Genomic DNA, 15,748 nt, shown 5'->3' with positions numbered 1-15,748 from the left:
CCCGGGCGCCGGGCCGGGCGGGGCGTTCGCCCGGCCCCACCCGGCGCCCCGGCGGTGTCAGCCCTGAGCCGTGGCCGGCCGCGGCCGGCGGACCTGCGCGGCCGTGGGCTGCTCACCCTCCTTGTCCACCACCGCCCGCTCCAGCACGGAGTCGGCGGAGAGCATCGTGCCCTTGCGGCCCTCCCCGGTGTCCTTGAGCAGATAGGTGCGCGAGCCCAGGTAGGACAGGTCGTTCGCGTCGAACACCCACTCCGTGCGCTGGCCGTAGCGGGTGTCGTCGCGGCGGACGCCGACGCCGTGCCGGCCGGTGACGTCCGTCGCGCCCGGGTCCGTGACAACGCCGGGGATGAGTGCCGCTGCCTTGTAGAGGGCCGCGGCGGTCCGCGGCGGCATCACGCTCTCGTCGATGAGCCCGCCGATCGTTCCGAACACCGCCTGGTCCCGCTCCTGCCCTGCCTTCCCGGGCGTGTGGGCGTACAGGTACGCCAACAGGGCTTTCGGGTCGGTGGGCAGCGAGGCGAGCCAGCGATACGTCGCGCGGGAGAAGCCGGGCGGTGTGCCGTCGGTGTCGCCGAGCGGCGCGTTGACCGGAAGGGTCTCGCCCTCCTCGCGGACCAGGCCCATCCGCTTGACCGGTCCCTGCGCCTGCGAGGACCAGATCTCCCGGGTGTGCAGCGTGCCGGGCACCGCCGTGCCGCTCGTCTCGTCCGCGCCCTCGGCCATGCTCTTCACGTACACGAACTGGTCGTCCCGGACCGGGGTCGCGTCTCCGGCGAGGGCGACGTCGGAGATCCGGTCGAGCAGGGTGGACGCCTGCTGGGCGGCGGGTGCCCCGGCGCGCGGGGCGACCGCGGTCCCGTGGCCGCCGCCGCGCGTCGCCAGGCCGGCGGTGAGCGCGCCGGCCAGGGCGAGGGCGGTCAGCGAGGCCAGTACGGCGGGGCGCGGCCGGCGCGTACGGCGCGGGGCCGGTGCGGCCTCGGTCGTGCGGGCACTGTCGAGGTCGTGGTCGATCTGCTGCATCAGGAGTTCCTTGTGGTGCAGGTGGCGCTCGCGCGGGAGGTCCCAATGCGCCGGCGGCGGCAGCAGCCGCGGCAGCTCGGTGGCGTCGGTCCGACCGTCGCTGGAACGCTCGGTTCCGGGGCGGGACGGGGTGTCGCTCATCGGGTCTCCTCCCGTACGGGCAGGGCCGCGAACACGGCCCTGCCTGTTCCCTCTCCGCGGCCGCGGCGCGGTTCCGTCCGCGCGGCCTCCTCCTCGCTCAGCCGGCCGAGCCGGGCCCGGGCGCGCGACAGCCGCGAGCGCACGGTGCCGACCTTGACGCCCAGCGCCTCGGCGGCCTGGCCGTAGTCCAGTCCCTCCCAGACGCACAGCACCAGCACCTCGCGCTCATGCCTGCGCAGCCTGCCGAGCGCGGCGTGCACCGCGGCGAGCCGGCGGGCGTCGTCGAGACGGCCCACGGTCTCCTGCGCGAAGTCCGCGACCGCCCGGGGCTCCGGCTGCCGGGCCAGGAAGGCCAGCCGGCGGCCCCTGCCGCGGTTGGCGTTGTGCGCCTTGTGCGTCGCGATGCCCAGCAGCCACGGCCTCAGCGACCCGCCGTCCGGCTCCACCCGCTGCCGGACCCGCCAGGCCGCCAGGAAGGTCTCCGACATGACCTCCTCGGCCGTCGCCCAGTCCCCGGTCAGCCGCAGCGCGTGGTTGTAGACCGTCCGCGCGTACCGCTCGTACAACTCGGCGAACGCGTCGCGCTCCCCCGCCCGCACCCGGCGGCGCAGGCCGTCCTCATCTTCGGTGTCCCTCACACCCGTTACCTCTCCGCGGACCGCAAGCCGTTCCCGTGACCTGCGCCACTACCCCACCACCCCGCGGTCACCGACGGTCGAGGGCGGCGGCGACCTCGTCCATGACGCGGTTCCAGTGCGCGCGCCGCCGTTCGCGCTCCTCGGCGCTCGCCAGGTGCTCCTGGTGGAAGCGCAGCACCGTCCGGTCCCCGTCGGCGGTGGGGCGGAGGGCGGCCTGGACGGTGGTGGTGCCGTGGGTGACGCGGATGCGGTCCAGCGGACGGTAGCCGCGCACCTCGCCCGTGACGCCGGCCGCCGTCCGGTAGGCGGCGCCGCGCTCCGGGGTGAGGGCCGCGCCGGGCCCGAGCCAGAGGGCGAGCCCTTCGGCGCCGCTGACGAAGTCCCAGACGACGGACGGGGGATGGGGCAGCGTGCGGGACACGCCGATCTGCCAGCCGGCGTCCTTGGTGAGTCCTGTGGGCACGGGGTCATCCTTCCTCGGAGTGGCGCAGGCGCAGCGCCCTGACCTTGTGGCGGTTGCCGCAGTGCTCCATCGAGCACCAGCGGCGGCGGCCCGGGCGGGAGGTGTCGACGTAGACGAGATGGCAGTCCTCGGCGGCGCAGGTGCGTATGCGGTCGGCGAAGGGCCCGGTCAGCAGCGCCACGGCGTCCCTGGCGACGGTGGCCGCGAGGTGGGTGCCGCCCGGGTTTCCGGCCCAACACCGTGCGCCGGCCGGGGTGATGGCGGGCGCCAGGGGCGGAAGGGCCGCGGCGGCGTTGATGACCGCGAGGTCGCCGGGCGGGAGGAGCTCCCCCTCCAGGTGGGCGAGGACCGCACGGAACAGCGCGTCGCGCAGTTCCCGTACGCCGGCCACCTCCGCCGCGGAGATCTCCAGCACGGGGGTCGGGGTCAGCCGTGAGCGCTCGGCCCAGGCGGCCAGGTCGGCGGGTTCGCGCAGCACCTCGTAGCGGCGGTAGGGGCCCGGGCCGCCGGTGGTCAGCAGCTCAAGGCACAGCGCGCCGGGGTCGAACCGGTAGGCGACACCTGTGTGGGAGCGCAGTGTCAGCCCCTTGGTTGCCGAGGATTCCATGTAACCAATATAAATGGTTACATGGCACTGCACTGGAAGTTGGTCATCGACAGCGCGAACGCGGCCGCCCTCGCGGACTTCTGGGCCGCCGCCCTGGAGTACGAGGTGGAGGACCCCAGCGCCCTCATCACGCAACTGCTGGCCGCCGGCCACATCGGCGAGGACGCGGTCACCGAGCACCGCGGCCGCAGGAACTTCCGCGGCCACGCCGCGATCCGCCACCCCGACGACCCGTTCGACGAGACCAGCGGCGTCGGCCGGGGCCGGCGGGTGCTCTTCCAGCACGTACCCGAGCCCAAGTCGGGCAAGAACCGCCTGCACCTCGACGTGCACGGCGCACCCGGCGGCCTGACCGAACTGGTGGCCCGGCTGGAAGGACTGGGAGCGACGCGCGTCCACGAGGTCGACCGGGGACCCGCCGGCCACTGGTGGGTCATGCGGGACCCGGAGGGCAACGAGTTCTGCGCGGCGTGACCCCCACCGTGAGCGGGACCCCCGCCCAGCGCGTGGCCGGGCGGGCCGTCCCGCGACCGCGGACACGCGCCGATGCCGTGCGCGGGGCCGGCCGTCGGGCCCGCCGACGTCAGATCGGCAGGTCCCACCCGGGTCCGTCCTCGGCGCCGAGCCACACCCGTTGACGGGCTGCCGAGACCGTGATGCCGAACCCTTCCTGGCGAGGTCCGCCGGCGGCCTGCCAGCGCTGCACCGCCTGTTCGACCCGGTCCCACAGACGGACGGGACCGCGCTGGACGACGGTCCACCCGCCAGGGGAATCGGGGGCCGTCCGGGCCTGCGAACCGGTGGACACATCCCAGAGGATCTGTTCCGCCCCCGCCCCCAGGCGTTCGGCCGAGGGCGCCGCGAGCTGCGCGATCCAACCGCCCGTCCAGTCGTCCAGTGTCGCGGGGTCGATCCGACTCGGCCGCTCGTCCCCGGGCAGCAGGGCCAGGGCCGGACGGGGCGGGCGGTCGTGCGGCCGGGCGATCATGAAGCTGGTGCGACCGGGGAGGAACCGGCCCGTGGCCTCCCCGGGATTGGTCACGTCCAGCAGCGCAAGGGCGTTGGCGTAGCTCCACCCGGAGAGCGTGACCAGGATCTTTCCCCCTGGCCGCACCTGGTGCAGCCAGGGCAGCGGGATGTACCGGACCGCGCACGTGGCGATCAGCCGGTCGTACCGGCCCCCGTCCGGGTCGCCGCGCAGCCCGTCACCGACGATCAGCCGGGGCGCGAACCCGGCCGCCTCGAGCGCCACCGCCGCAGCACCGCCCACCACCGGGTCGTACTCGATGCTGGTCAGGTTGGCGTCCCCGAGACGGTGCGCACCGATCGCGGTCGAGTACCCCGTTCCGGTGCCGACCTCCAGCACCTGGTGACCGGGCTCGGCGTCGAGCTGCTGCCACATGCGCAGCACCAACGACGGCAGGGTGGACGACGAAGACGGGGAGCCGGTCACTACCGCCTCGGTCACGTCGTCGGGCCTGATCCGGCCGTCCAGTTGGGTGATCAGCGTTGCGTCGGAGTACACCCCCTCCAGCCATCCGGGCTCACCCTCCCGGACCGGCCGGAAGCCGGTGGGAACGCTGCCCGTCACCGGCCTGAAGTAGGCCCCCGTGAACAACTCGCGGGCAACCGACGCGGCTGCGCCGCGCCACCCCGCTTCCGTCAGCGTGCCCTCATCGGTGAGTCTGCCCACCAGGGCTTCGCGGAGCCGAGCCGATGTGCTCACGTGTCGGGGCCTTTCTCCAACCGGTCGGCAAGAACACGGGCGATCGCCGCGGCGATCCCCGCCGGCTGCCACGCCCACTGGCCGTTCGGGTTGCACTCCAGGAAGTACCAGTCGCCCGCCGCGGTGACGGCGAAATCGAACGCGCCGTAGGTCAAACGGAGTTCGGCGAGGTAGGCAACGACCGCATGCGCGACTGGCTCGGGCGCCTCGATCGGTGTGCACGTCATCAAATCCTGCCGGTGGCGCCAGTCGAGATCGGGGCTGTCGATCCGGACCCCGAACAGCCGGTCGCCCACGGCGGTCACCCGCGCATCGAACTCCTTGTCAACCTTGGCTTGGAACATGTGCGGGCAGACGGACACAGCGTCGGTGATCTCGGGACCTTGGACGTCTCGGACCCAGACACTGCATGGCCGGCCGTCGACGCGGTACGTCGAGTTCCACACAGGCTTGTAGACCACTCCGCCAGGCTGGTGAGTGGCGAACGTCCGAGCCTCGTGCGGGTCGTTGGTGATCACCGTGCTGGGTACCAGAAACCCGCAACGTTGCGCGGTCGTGAGCTGTACGGGCTTGGACTCGGCGGCTCGGTTGTCCCAGGGGTGATTGACGTAGTGCGCGCCTGGGAGTGATGCAAGGATGCCCCCCGCGCCCCACAGCGTCTGTTCTGCGGCGAACCGACGGTCCTGGCCGCGCAGCCCGTGTGGTCCCTCGTAGGGCGAGGGCCTGCGCACCCAGACGGACCGAATCCGCGTGGTGTCGAGTCCACGGCTTGCCGTGCGCAGGGTGCCCCGCTGATCGCGCTGACGATACGTGGCGGTCAGCGAGGCACCCGAGTGCAGATCGGTGCCGGGGTCGAGACGGACCACGGAGACCCGGCGCTCGGCGAGCAGCCGCAGCACCATGTCCGCCGTCACGTCGTAGGGGTTGGTCAGCACCAGTACCGAGCTGCTGTCGCTCATCAGCCGGAACTCTGGTCCTGGTCGTACGACTCGGTACTGTCCGCGTCGGTCGCGCCTCCCGGACCGGCCCCGTCACCAGGGGTGGTCGCGGTAGGCGTCAGTCCGCTCGTACTGGTGCCGTGGTTGCCCAACTCGACCGTCCGTCCATGCTCATCGAGAATGAGAGCGGTCTGCGTCTCGGGGTCGATCACGGGCGTGTACCGCGGGACCGTGGTGGTGGCCGCGTACGGTCCCATCCGTTGCGTGCCCCACGGTGCGGGCGTCTGCCTCATCTGTGCTGTACCTCCGTCTCCGCCGGGGCGCGATCAGCCTCATCAACATGGGCCCACCCCCGAAACAGCATTCCTCACGGGGCGGTGAGATTGAGTTCCCATTCGCGCCAACGACTAAAGATCATCCCGACAGGATTCCGCCCACTCCGCCAGCAGCCCGCGCGCATCCCCGTCGAACAGCGCCCGTTCCTCGTACCTCGCGAATCTCCGGATGAGGTCAAGAATATCGCGCCCATCCCGGAACACTATTGCGCCGAGGTCCATTTCGGCTGTGGCTACGGACTCGTCATAGACCGTGAACGTGTTCAGCGCACCAGGACCCAGGTAGGCACCCATGGGGATGACGCCGATTCGAATGTTCGGCTGCCTGCTCAGGGAAACGAGATGGTCGATCTGAACAGCCAGCTCATCCCGAGATATCAGGGGATACCGCACGGCCGGCTCACACATGAGGAAGGTGAAGTGCTTTGACCGGTCGAACAACACGCGCTGTCGTTCCAGTTTCAGCGACACGGCCTTCGACCGCTGCTCCGGAGGGGCATCGTCGAGGCTTGCCCGCACATAAGCGGGCGTCGCCAACAGGCCCGTGATCATGGACAGCAGGAAATACCGGAACGTGGTGGACGACGCCTCCAGCCCCGCCAACTGAAGCTGCTTCTTGTCCAACCCCTTGCGGCGGAGGGATCTGCCGTCCTGCCACTCGGTTTGAGCGATCCGCGCGAGGGCCATGACGTCGGCCGCAACAGCGGCCGACGTGCCAAGCGCACGGAGGACCTGTTCCACATCCAGCAACGACGGCCGGACCTTGTGCCCTTCTATTCTGCTGATCTTTGACTGAGACATGTTGCAACGTGCGGCAAGCCGGGCTCCCGAGAGCCCGGCTTGCAGGCGCAGCCGCCTGAGCATGGCCGCCAGTTCGCGACCCGATCGGTCCAGTTGGTCAGGCTCGATGGCCACCGTTGACGTACTCCCCGAACGGCACCGACTCCGCAACCGCAACTCGCTGGTAGTCGATGAATCGAGCCGGGTCGCCCTCGTACAACTCGCGACTGATCTGCGTTCCGTCTTCCGCGTAGTGCATGAGCACGACTGTGGACCTGTCCAGAATCCAGAAGTCGGGCGCCCCCTCCAGCGGGTTGGGACGGTCCGTCACGTCGAGGATGCGAATGGCGTCCCCCATCCGCGAGTGCGCCTCATAGTACATGAATTCAAACCGGAGGTAGTCCGTCAACGGCCGCGTGACCACGTGCACGCGACCCTTGCGTTTACCCTCTGCGGTGAGTTTGCGCAGCCCTTCCGTGTAGGCGGAAGAGTAGGTTTCCGGGTCGATGCGTTGGCCGGCGAGAAAGTCCCGAATGTCTCCGTCCTCGCCGGGGGACCGGTAAACAGGCAGCGTTTCCAGCCGCCAAGCTTCGCTCTGGATGCTCCGCATTCGGGATTTCCAGGCGTCACCATCCAAGAGCACGCACGGCCTCCCTCAGAATGCTCTCGGGGATCTCGACAAGCCCTTCCCCGGCGGGCGGCTGGAAGACGTCGGACACATCGCCCTGAACGACGATGGAGCCGCTGGAAGTCCGGTACACGTTGGGGCAGTCGTCGTTGTTGCAGTTACCGCCCCCGTTGCCGGTGAGCCGCTGTAATTCCTTGCGCGCCATACCAAACCCCCATGCGATGAGCCCCGTTGAGCCCTACCGCCCTTGACGGTACGGGGACGCGCGTAGGGCGTCCATGCGCGAACGCGACTATGCGCGATGTTGCATAAAACCGTGAACGGTCAGGCGTACGCACCCCACACCCCGCGCACGGCGGCGCCCCGCCGGGAGCGGTCCGCGGCGGGGCGCCAACGCTTCCGGGTCAGGACAGTTTCAGGGTCGGGCGGTACATGTCGATCCACAGGGCGAGGTCGAGGGTGCGCTCCAGGCCGCGGCGCGACGCCTGCATGATCTGCGGGGTGTCGACGCGCACCAACTTCTCCAGCGCGCTGCGGCTGACGAGGTCGAACACCGGGTGGGCGGGCTGGGCGAGGACTTCCTTGACGTTCTTCTGGAGGGCGACGGCGTAGGCCGGGTCCTGGGTGGAGGGGTAGGGGCTCTTGACCCGGTCGTAGACGGACTGCGGCAGCACGTCGGCGGTCGCCTCGCGCAGCAGGCTCTTCTCGCGGCCGTCGAAGGACTTCAGCGCCCAGGGCGCGTTGTAGACGTACTCCACCAGGCGGTGGTCGCAGAACGGCACCCGCACCTCCAGGCCGACCGCCATGCTGGCGCGGTCCTTGCGGTCGAGCAGGATGCGCACGAACCGGGTCAGGTGCAGATACGAGATGGTCCGCATCCGGAACTCCAGGTCGCTCTCGCCCGCGAGCCGTTGGACCTCGGCGGAGGCCGTGGCGTAGGAGTCGCGCACGTAGCCGTCCAGGTCCAGGCCGTGACTGAACTCCTCGGTGAGGATGCTCCCCTCGTCCCCGAAGTGCTTGGCGAAGCTCGACAGCCAGGGGAAGGTCTTGCCCTTGCGGGCCTCGGGGTCGAAGAACTGGAGGTAGCCGCCGAAGACCTCGTCGGCGGACTCCCCCGACAGCGCCACCGTCGAGTGCGCGCGGATCGCCTTGAAGAGCAGGTAGAGCGACGCGTCCATGTCGCCGAAGCCCGCGGGCAGGTCCCTGGCCGCGATCACCTTGGAGCGTACGGCGAGGTCGGCGAGCTGGTCGGAGTCCAGCACGATGTCCTGGTGCTCGGTGCCCGAGGTACGGGCCACGTCGTGCACGAAGGGGGTGTCGGGGGTGCCGCGCAGCTCGTCGGCGACGAAGTTCTCGGTCTGGCCGACGAAGTCGACCGCGAAGCTCCGTACGGTCTCGCCGGTCCGGCCGAGCTGCTGCGCGGCCAGCGCGGTCATCGCCGAGGAGTCCAGGCCGCCGGAGAGCAGCGTGCAGCGCGGGACGTCGGCGACGAGCTGCCGCCGCACGATGTCGTCGAGCAGGGTGCGCACGTGCCCGATCGTCGCCTGCTTGTCGTCGGTGTGCGGCCGGGTCTCCAGCGACCAGTACGTGTGGGTGCGGATGCCGTTGCTGTCCACGGTCACCACCGTGCCGGGCTCCACCTCGCGCATGCCGTCCCAGAACCCGTGCCCCGGGGTCTTGACCATGACGAGCAGTTCGCGCAGGCCGTCGAGGGTCACCGTCCGCTCGGCGAGCGGGTTGGCCAGGATCGCCTTGGGCTCGGAGCCGAACAGCACGCCGTCGGCGGTCGGGTAGTAGTAGAAGGGCTTGATGCCCATCCGGTCCCGGATCATCACGAGCTTCTTCTCGCGGTCGTCCCAGATCGCGAAGGCGTACATCCCGTTGAGCCGCTCGGCGACCGCCGCGCCCCACTCCAGGTAGCCGTGCAGCACCACCTCGGTGTCCGAGTCGGTGGTGAACCGGTGGCCGCGGCCGGCCAGTTCGACGCGCAGCTCGGTGAAGTTGTACGCCTCGCCGGAGTAGACCATGGCGACCGTGCCGCCGGGCGCCTCGACGCTCATCGGCTGGCGGCCGCCGGGCAGGTCGATGATGGCGAGCCGGCGGTGGCCGAGCGCGGCCGGTCCGCTGATCCACGTGCCCCGGTCGTCGGGCCCCCGGCAGGACATCGTCTCGGTCATCGCGTCGACCATGGGCCGCTGCGCGGCCAGGTCACGCTGGTAGGAGATCCATCCGGTGATTCCGCACATGCGACTTCTCCGTCCACTCGGTCACACGCAACGTGTTCGCAACACGAATCATGTGTATTGAGCACCTAAACGGATGGTCGATCCGCCGCGGTCCGCCCGTCAACGGCAGCCGGAAGACCGGTGTATGTAGTAAGCAACTTTCGGTCATCATATGAGTGGCCTGCATAAATGCCCCGCCGCGTGCGCACTGATGACCCTCCGTCAAGGGTCTGGGTACGACTTTGCGAGACATTGGGGTAAGCGGGCCGAAAAAGTGGAGGAAGCAGTTCCGCGAACCCGTTCGTATACACCCGCCGTCCCGCCAACGGGTGTACGGGCCCCTGCCGCGCGGCCTCCACCCGGCCCCGCCGAACGGCCGAATACCTCCCCAACCCCTTCAGCCACAATGGCCGGTTCCCCCACCCCGGGCGCCGTGACGGAAGAGGGCGACAAAACAAGGGGCGCGGGGGCACCGTCGCGGAAGACGGCAACGAACCAACGGGCGCTGGGGGCGCCTCCCGGCGATGCCAGGGGGCGGAACTGCGCGACCAGCCGCCCACCGGCCGGGGGTCCGGGAACCTCACGGTGGGGCTGGGCCCACGGGCCCGGCACGCCACGGGCACGGCCGAGCGCGCGGTCCGCCGCACCCTCAGCCGTGAACGCCCTCCCCCACCGCACCCCCACCGAAGTGCCGCCGCACCGCATCCGCCACGGCCCCCTCCTCGCCGGCGGCGACCGCATCGAGCAGCACGCAGTGCTCCGTGGCGTCGGCGACCAGCCGATCCCGATCCCGCACGCCACCCCCCTTCCGCTGCGGCAAGGCCGCGGGCCACTGCGTACGCCGGTGCACCTCGTCCGCGACAGCGACCAGGTGGAGGTTGCCGGACAGCTGCAGCACGGCCCGGTGGAACGCGCGGTCGGCCTCGGCGTACCCCCCGAGGTCGCCGCGGACCGCCAGCACGACCGCCTCGTCCGCGAGCGGCCGCAACCGCTCCCAGCGGGCGACCGGCACCGTACGGGTGAGCCCGAGCACCACGGGCCCTTCGAGCAGCGCCCGCACCTGCGCCAGCTCGGCGAGGTCGCGCGCGGTGTGCTCGGCCACGCGGAAGCCGCGGTTGGGCAGCACCTCGACGGCGCCCTCGCGGGCGAGCAGCTGCATCGCCTCGCGGACCGGGGTCGCGGAGACGCGGTACCGCTCGGCCAGCTCGGGAGCGGAGTGCACGGAGCCGGGTGCGAGCCGCCCGGAGACGATCGCGGCGCGCAGCGCGTCGAGCACCTGGTCGCGTACGGACAGCCGCTCGGGCACCCGCGCGGGCGGCACTATGGGCGCGGCTCGCTCCACCGGGTCCCGCCCCTCTCCACCGCTGTCCGGGAATCTGTCCAGGAAATCCGTCCGACCTTACGTCCGATCATCGGACCGTACGACCATCCGCCCGCCCAGTCCCCCGGGCCGCCCGTCCACCCGCCGCACGGCCACGCATCGACCCCGAGGCCCCACCCCGCACGCCACGCCCGGGCGACCGGCACGCAACCGCCACCCGCGGCGCCACCCGCGCCCGTACCGCGCTCCGGCGCACTCACTCGTCCGGCGTACGGCCGCTGGCGTAATCCCTCGCCCGGGCCGCTAAGGTAAGCCTTACCATGCCTGCGACCAGCGCCTCCTATGCCCGGCTGTCCGCGGTCTTCCCGCAACTGCGGATCACCGCTGCCCCGCCGTCCTCCGGCGCGGGCTGGATCGGGGCGGGCGAGCTCGCCGCGGGCGGCGCCGCGCTGGACGCGTTCGTGACGAACGCCACGGCGGAGTCGACCCGGAAGCGCGAGCGCCCGCCGCGCCCGGACGTCGCGGCGACCCTCGCACTGCACCGGTACCTGTGGCCGGCGTGCCTGCTGTTCACGGTGCCGTGGTTCCTGCACGGCAGGGTGCCGCGGCTGCCGGTCGGCGACGTGGCGTTCCACCCCGCCACCGGACGGATCACGGTGCGCACCCGGTCGTTCAGCTGCCTGCCGGACGACCCGGCCGCGACACTGCCCGGCGCGCGGACGGCGCCGCACCCGGCCGCGCTGCGCGACGAGCTGCGGGCGGCGATCGCCGACCATGTCGCGCCGGTCCTCGCGGGCTTCGGCCCGCTGCTGCGACGCGGCCGACACGCCCTGTGGGGCATGGTCACCGACGAGATCACCGAAGGGCTCTGGTATGTCGGCCGGTTGTTCGACCAGGAGGAGCGCGCGGTGGCCGAACTGGCCGCTCTGCTGCCGGGCGGCACCCACCCTTTTCCGGGCTCCGCGGGGTTCCGTCCGGGTACGCGGATTGACGGACCGTCAGCCGGGACGGAGTGCGCAGCGGCGTCGCGCACCCGGCTCACCTGCTGCCTTTACTACACCATCAGCCCCACGGACACCTGCACCACCTGTCCGCGGCTGCGCGCACCGGCCCGGATCGACCGCCGTGCGTCCGCGGCCTGACCGTCCACGCTACGATCTCGCTCAACTAAGCCGTTCTGGCACGCGAGTTCGAGCACCCGGGAACCATACGCGTGCTCTTGTGCCGTAACGTCTGCACCCATCCGCGCTCTGCACGATGATGTCGGTCGTAAGCAGTCCCCACGGCCCGAGCGCGACGGAAGCGACACGAGGAATCGCATATGAGAATCACCGACATATCGCTGGACTGGATGATCTCGGCCGTCATCGGCCTGGTCGTCCTCGCGGCCTGCGTCTTCGTCTTCCGCAACCGCCGCACGTCCGGTGACAGCGCCACCCAGGGCGATTCATGGGAGCGCAGCGAGGAGCGCCGCCGCCGCAAGGAAGCGGTGTACGGCAGCGCCTCGTATGTGCTGCTGTTCTGCTGTGCCGCCGTGGCCGCCGCACTGTCGTTCCACGGCCTGGTCGGCTTCGGGCGGGAGAACCTCGGCCTGGAGAACGGCTGGGAGTACCTGGTGCCGTTCGGCCTGGACGGGGCGGCGATGTTCTGCTCCGTGCTGGCGGTCCGCGAGGCCAGCCACGGCGACGCCGCCCTCGGCTCGCGCATGCTGGTGTGGATGTTCGCCGGCGCAGCGGCCTGGTTCAACTGGGTGCACGCGCCGCGCGGGGTGGATCACGCGGGCGCGCCGCAGTTCTTCGCCGGCATGTCGCTGTCGGCCGCGGTGCTCTTCGACCGCGCGCTGAAGCAGACCCGCCGGGCGGCACTGCGCGAACAGGGCCTGGTGCCGAGGCCGTTGCCGCAGATCCGGATGGTGCGGTGGCTGCGCGCCCCGCGGGAGACGTACGGCGCCTGGTCGCTGATGCTGCTGGAGGGCGTGCGCTCGCTGGACGAGGCGGTCGAGGAGGTCCGCGAGGACAAGCGGCAGCGCGAGCAGAACGAGTTGCGGCGCCGCGACCACGACCGGATGGAGCGGGCGAAGATAAAGGCGATCACCCGACAGGGGCGGCCGTGGCCGCGAGGTGGCCGGGGCGGCCGCCAGGTCGAACTGCCCGCCGCGAATGCGGCGGGCACCGGCCAGACCGCTTCGGAGCCTGCCATATCTCCTTCGGCCGAACTGCCGTCCGGTGAACTGCCGGTGCGGGCGCGTCCGGCACTCCAGCCGGTACGCGAGGAGGCACCGGCCGTCAGCTCCGCGTCGGACCCGTTCGCTTCGCAGTCCGAGCCGTCGGCGTCGGGCCCCAAGACGATCGACCTGATCGCCGAGGACGACACGCTGACGCTGCCCCGGCTGGACTCCCTGGAGCGCAAACTCCAGGACCTGGAGCGTCAGTTCGGCTGAGCAACCGAAGCAGCGGTACACGGGCGGCGTGGCTGCCGGGTGGACACCGGTCCACCCGCGGTCACGCCGTTTCCGCGTCCAGCGCGTTCAGTGCTTCCCCGTTCGGCGCTTCGGTGTTCAGCGCCTCGGTGTTCAGCGCTTCCGCGTTCAGTTCGAACCAGACCTCCTTCCCGCCGGCCGCGCACGGCCGCACCCCCCAGTCGTCGGCGAGCGCGTCGACGAGCAGCAGGCCGCGGCCCGAAGTGCCGTAGTCCCCGACCGGATCGGGCTCCCACCGCTGAGGACGCGGGCGGGGCAGGCGGGCGACGGTGTCGCGGACCTCGATCCGCAGCCGCTGCCCCGGCTCCCCGGGCCGGAACCCTTCCGGTGAGAGCGTCGCGGTCAACACGGCGCCCCCGCAGGTGTGCTGGAGTGCGTTGGTGAGAAGTTCGGTGGCCAGTAGTTCCGTTGTGTCCACCAGTGCGGCCACGCCCCACTCCCGCAGGTTGTCCCGAAGGACCCTGCGAGTTTCGGCCACGGCGGGCAGATCCGCCCGCCGTACCGCGCGCCGCAACCGGTACCCCGTGATATTCGTCCTGCTTCCCCCGTTCCAACCGATCCTTGTTCCCCTCCCGATAGGCATGCCCACCACGGATGCGTCCACTCATCCGATGGATTGACAGGTCCCCGGCGATACGGCAGACCGGCCCCGCCGACGTCACCGAAAGGCACCGCCGACCTGGCCGCCGAACCCATGAACTCCCTTACGGGCGAGGCACGTTGCGCAGATTGGAGCGCGCGAGCTGGACCATCTTGCCGACGCCGCCGTCCAGCACGGTCCGGCCCATCGACAGCGCAAACCCACCGATCTGCTCACCGGTGATCTTCGGCGGGATGGACAGTGCGTGCGGATCGGTCACCACGTCGACCAGCGCGGGTCCCTTGTGCCGGAAGGCGTCCTTGAGCGCGCCGCGCAGGTCCTTCGGCTTCTCGACCCGCACCCCGTAGGCGCCGGAGGCCCGCGCGATGGCCGCGAAGTCCGGGTTGTGGTTGGTGGTGCCGTACGCCGGCAGCCCCTCCACCATCATCTCCAACTCCACCATGCCGAGCGAGGAGTTGTTGAACAGCACCACCTTCACCGGCAGGTCGTACTGCACCAGGGTGAGGAAGTCGCCCATCAGCATGCTGAAGCCGCCGTCGCCGGACATCGACACGACCTGCCGTTTCAGGTCCAGGAACTGCGCGCCGATCGCCTGCGGCAGCGCGTTCGCCATCGACCCGTGCGAGAACGAACCGATCACCCGCCGCCGTCCGTTGGGCGTCAGGTAGCGCGCCGCCCAGACGTTGCACATCCCGGTGTCGACGGTGAACACCGCGTCGTCGGCGGCCACTTCGTCCAGCACCGACGCGACGTACTCCGGGTGGATCGGGACGTGCTTGTCGACCTTGCGGGTGTACGCCTTCACGACGCCCTCCAGCGCGTCGCTGTGCTTCTTCAGCATCCGGTCCAGGAACGCGCGGTCCTTCTTCTCGCGCACCTTCGGCGTCAGGCAGCGCAGCGTCTCACCGGCGTCCCCCCACACCGCGAGGTCCAACTTCGATCGCCGCCCCAGGTGTTCGGGACGCACATCGACCTGCACGATCGTCACGTCGTCCGGCAGGAAGGCGTTGTACGGGAAGTCGGTGCCCAGCAGGATCAGCAGGTCGCACTCGTGCATGGCCTCGTAGGCCGCGCCGTAGCCGAGCAGCCCGCTCATGCCGACGTCGTACGGGTTGTCGTACTGAATCCACTCCTTGCCGCGCAGCGCGTGCCCGACCGGGGACTTGACCTTCCGCGCGAAGTCCATCACCTCGTCGTGGGCGCCCGCGGTGCCGCTGCCGCAGAAGAGGGTGACCCGCTGGGCGCGGTCCACCAGCCGGGCCAGTTCGTCGATCTCGGTGTCGCCCGGGCGGATCGCGGGGCGCCGCGTGACCAGCGCGTGCTCCTCGGTGCGCTGCGGTGCCTGCTGGGCCGCGATGTCGCCGGGCAGGCTGATCACCGACACCCCGCCCTGGCCGACCGCGTGCTGGATCGCGGTCTGCAGCACCCGGGGCATCTGGGCGGCGTTGGAGACCAGTTCGCTGTAGTGGCTGCACTCCTGGAAGATCCGGTCGGGGTGGGTCTCCTGGAAGTACGTGGTGCCGATCTCGCTGCTCGGGATGTGCGAGGCGAGCGCCAGCACCGGCGCCATCGAGCGGTGCGCGTCGTACAGCCCGTTGATCAGGTGCAGGTTGCCGGGGCCGCAGGAGCCCGCACACGCGGCCAGCCGCCCGGTGAGCTGGGCCTCGGCGCCGGCCGCGAACGCCGCGGTCTCCTCGTGCCGCACATGCACCCATTCCAGGGCGCGGCTGCGGCGCACCGCGTCCACCACCGGGTTGAGGCTGTCGCCGACCACCCCGTAAAGACGTCGCACCCCCGCTCGCGCCAGGACGTCGACGAACTGCTCGGCCACCGTCTGCTTCGCCAT

The 15,748-nt window shown here is 71.0% G+C and carries 17 protein-coding genes; 3 read left to right on the top strand and 14 right to left on the bottom strand.

The genetic code is table 11. The annotated features are described in order from the left end of the window. Positions 1 to 57: 57 nt before the first annotated feature. From OG370_RS33280 to OG370_RS33265, 4 genes are all read right to left on the bottom strand, one after another. Complete coding sequence (locus OG370_RS33280; protein ID WP_328470811.1) at positions 58 to 1,161, bottom strand: CU044_5270 family protein; 1,104 nt, start codon at positions 1,159 to 1,161, stop codon at positions 58 to 60. Further along, positions 1,158 to 1,799, bottom strand: a complete 642-nt coding sequence (locus tag OG370_RS33275; protein ID WP_328470809.1) for an RNA polymerase sigma factor — start codon at positions 1,797 to 1,799, stop codon at positions 1,158 to 1,160. Before OG370_RS33275 ends, OG370_RS33280 begins: the two co-directional genes overlap by 4 nt. 67 nt (positions 1,800 to 1,866) lie before the next feature. Further along, positions 1,867 to 2,262: an SRPBCC family protein gene (locus tag OG370_RS33270; RefSeq protein ID WP_328470807.1), complete on the bottom strand. Its 396-nt coding sequence runs from the start codon at positions 2,260 to 2,262 to the stop codon at positions 1,867 to 1,869. Positions 2,263 to 2,266: 4 nt separating this feature from the next. Next, entirely contained in the window at positions 2,267 to 2,869 is a 603-nt protein-coding gene (locus tag OG370_RS33265) for a CGNR zinc finger domain-containing protein (RefSeq protein ID WP_328470805.1), read from the bottom strand. Positions 2,870 to 2,890: 21 nt separating this feature from the next. On the opposite strand from OG370_RS33265, the gene OG370_RS33260 reads away from it, so the two are divergent. After that, positions 2,891 to 3,343, top strand: coding sequence for a VOC family protein (locus OG370_RS33260; RefSeq protein ID WP_328470803.1), 453 nt, complete (start codon positions 2,891 to 2,893; stop codon positions 3,341 to 3,343). A gap of 109 nt (positions 3,344 to 3,452) precedes the next feature. Here OG370_RS33260 and tgmC read toward each other — a convergent pair whose 3' ends face one another. The 8 genes from tgmC to OG370_RS33220 all read right to left on the bottom strand — a co-directional run bounded on the left by tgmC (position 3,453) and on the right by OG370_RS33220 (position 10,843). Further along, positions 3,453 to 4,595, bottom strand: coding sequence for an ATP-grasp peptide maturase system methyltransferase (gene tgmC / locus OG370_RS33255; protein ID WP_328470801.1), 1,143 nt, complete (start codon positions 4,593 to 4,595; stop codon positions 3,453 to 3,455). After that, a complete protein-coding gene (tgmB, locus tag OG370_RS33250; RefSeq protein ID WP_328470799.1) occupies positions 4,592 to 5,554 on the bottom strand; it encodes an ATP-grasp ribosomal peptide maturase in 963 nt (320 codons plus the stop codon). Before tgmB ends, tgmC begins: the two co-directional genes overlap by 4 nt. Then, positions 5,554 to 5,826: a putative ATP-grasp-modified RiPP gene (gene tgmA, locus OG370_RS33245; protein WP_328470797.1), complete on the bottom strand. Its 273-nt coding sequence runs from the start codon at positions 5,824 to 5,826 to the stop codon at positions 5,554 to 5,556. Before tgmA ends, tgmB begins: the two co-directional genes overlap by 1 nt. Before the next feature lie 114 nt (positions 5,827 to 5,940). Next, positions 5,941 to 6,783, bottom strand: coding sequence for a helix-turn-helix domain-containing protein (locus OG370_RS33240; RefSeq protein WP_328470795.1), 843 nt, complete (start codon positions 6,781 to 6,783; stop codon positions 5,941 to 5,943). Then, on the bottom strand, positions 6,767 to 7,291 hold the full coding sequence (locus OG370_RS33235; RefSeq protein WP_328470793.1) for a DUF6879 family protein: 525 nt from the start codon (positions 7,289 to 7,291) through the stop codon (positions 6,767 to 6,769). The genes OG370_RS33240 and OG370_RS33235 overlap by 17 nt, the downstream gene beginning before the upstream one ends. Further along, complete coding sequence (locus OG370_RS33230) at positions 7,275 to 7,481, bottom strand: hypothetical protein (RefSeq protein ID WP_328470791.1); 207 nt, start codon at positions 7,479 to 7,481, stop codon at positions 7,275 to 7,277. Before OG370_RS33230 ends, OG370_RS33235 begins: the two co-directional genes overlap by 17 nt. Before the next feature lie 199 nt (positions 7,482 to 7,680). After that, positions 7,681 to 9,522, bottom strand: coding sequence for an asparagine synthase (glutamine-hydrolyzing) (gene asnB, locus OG370_RS33225; protein ID WP_328470789.1), 1,842 nt, complete (start codon positions 9,520 to 9,522; stop codon positions 7,681 to 7,683). A 628-nt stretch (positions 9,523 to 10,150) separates the two neighbouring features. After that, on the bottom strand, positions 10,151 to 10,843 hold the full coding sequence (locus OG370_RS33220) for a GntR family transcriptional regulator (protein ID WP_328470787.1): 693 nt from the start codon (positions 10,841 to 10,843) through the stop codon (positions 10,151 to 10,153). Positions 10,844 to 11,142: 299 nt separating this feature from the next. Here OG370_RS33220 and OG370_RS33215 point away from each other — a divergent pair, with 299 nt between their 5' ends. Continuing rightward, positions 11,143 to 11,964, top strand: a complete 822-nt coding sequence (locus tag OG370_RS33215) for a (2Fe-2S)-binding protein (protein WP_328470785.1) — start codon at positions 11,143 to 11,145, stop codon at positions 11,962 to 11,964. A 179-nt stretch (positions 11,965 to 12,143) separates the two neighbouring features. Beyond that, positions 12,144 to 13,262: a DUF2637 domain-containing protein gene (locus tag OG370_RS33210; RefSeq protein WP_328470783.1), complete on the top strand. Its 1,119-nt coding sequence runs from the start codon at positions 12,144 to 12,146 to the stop codon at positions 13,260 to 13,262. 61 nt (positions 13,263 to 13,323) lie between these two features. Here the strand turns inward: OG370_RS33210 and OG370_RS33205 are convergent, their stop codons facing one another. Further along, on the bottom strand, positions 13,324 to 13,884 hold the full coding sequence (locus OG370_RS33205; protein ID WP_443060790.1) for an ATP-binding protein: 561 nt from the start codon (positions 13,882 to 13,884) through the stop codon (positions 13,324 to 13,326). A 121-nt stretch (positions 13,885 to 14,005) separates the two neighbouring features. Further along, positions 14,006 to 15,748, bottom strand: coding sequence for a pyruvate dehydrogenase (locus OG370_RS33200; RefSeq protein ID WP_328470779.1), 1,743 nt, complete (start codon positions 15,746 to 15,748; stop codon positions 14,006 to 14,008).

Origin of the sequence: Streptomyces sp. NBC_00448 (assembly GCF_036014115.1) — a bacterium.
In the GTDB taxonomy this organism is placed as follows: Bacteria; Actinomycetota; Actinomycetes; order Streptomycetales; family Streptomycetaceae; genus Actinacidiphila.
This window is presented reverse-complemented; position numbering and strand designations above follow the sequence as displayed.

Excerpts from the sequence above, each read along its gene's own strand:
- OG370_RS33280 (WP_328470811.1), bottom strand. The coding sequence starts at position 1,161 with ATGAGCGACACCCCGTCCCGCCCCGGAACCGAGCGTTCCAGCGACGGT.
- OG370_RS33265 (WP_328470805.1), bottom strand. The coding sequence starts at position 2,869 with ATGGAATCCTCGGCAACCAAGGGGCTGACACTGCGCTCCCACACAGGT.
- OG370_RS33260 (WP_328470803.1), top strand. The coding sequence starts at position 2,891 with ATGGCACTGCACTGGAAGTTGGTCATCGACAGCGCGAACGCGGCCGCC.
- tgmB (WP_328470799.1), bottom strand. The coding sequence starts at position 5,554 with ATGAGCGACAGCAGCTCGGTACTGGTGCTGACCAACCCCTACGACGTG.
- tgmA (WP_328470797.1), bottom strand. The coding sequence starts at position 5,826 with ATGAGGCAGACGCCCGCACCGTGGGGCACGCAACGGATGGGACCGTAC.
- OG370_RS33230 (WP_328470791.1), bottom strand. The coding sequence starts at position 7,481 with ATGGCGCGCAAGGAATTACAGCGGCTCACCGGCAACGGGGGCGGTAAC.
- asnB (WP_328470789.1), bottom strand. The coding sequence starts at position 9,522 with ATGTGCGGAATCACCGGATGGATCTCCTACCAGCGTGACCTGGCCGCG.
- OG370_RS33215 (WP_328470785.1), top strand. The coding sequence starts at position 11,143 with ATGCCTGCGACCAGCGCCTCCTATGCCCGGCTGTCCGCGGTCTTCCCG.
- OG370_RS33210 (WP_328470783.1), top strand. The coding sequence starts at position 12,144 with ATGAGAATCACCGACATATCGCTGGACTGGATGATCTCGGCCGTCATC.
- OG370_RS33205 (WP_443060790.1), bottom strand. The coding sequence starts at position 13,884 with ATGCCTATCGGGAGGGGAACAAGGATCGGTTGGAACGGGGGAAGCAGG.
- OG370_RS33200 (WP_328470779.1), bottom strand. The coding sequence starts at position 15,748 with ATGGCGAAGCAGACGGTGGCCGAGCAGTTCGTCGACGTCCTGGCGCGA.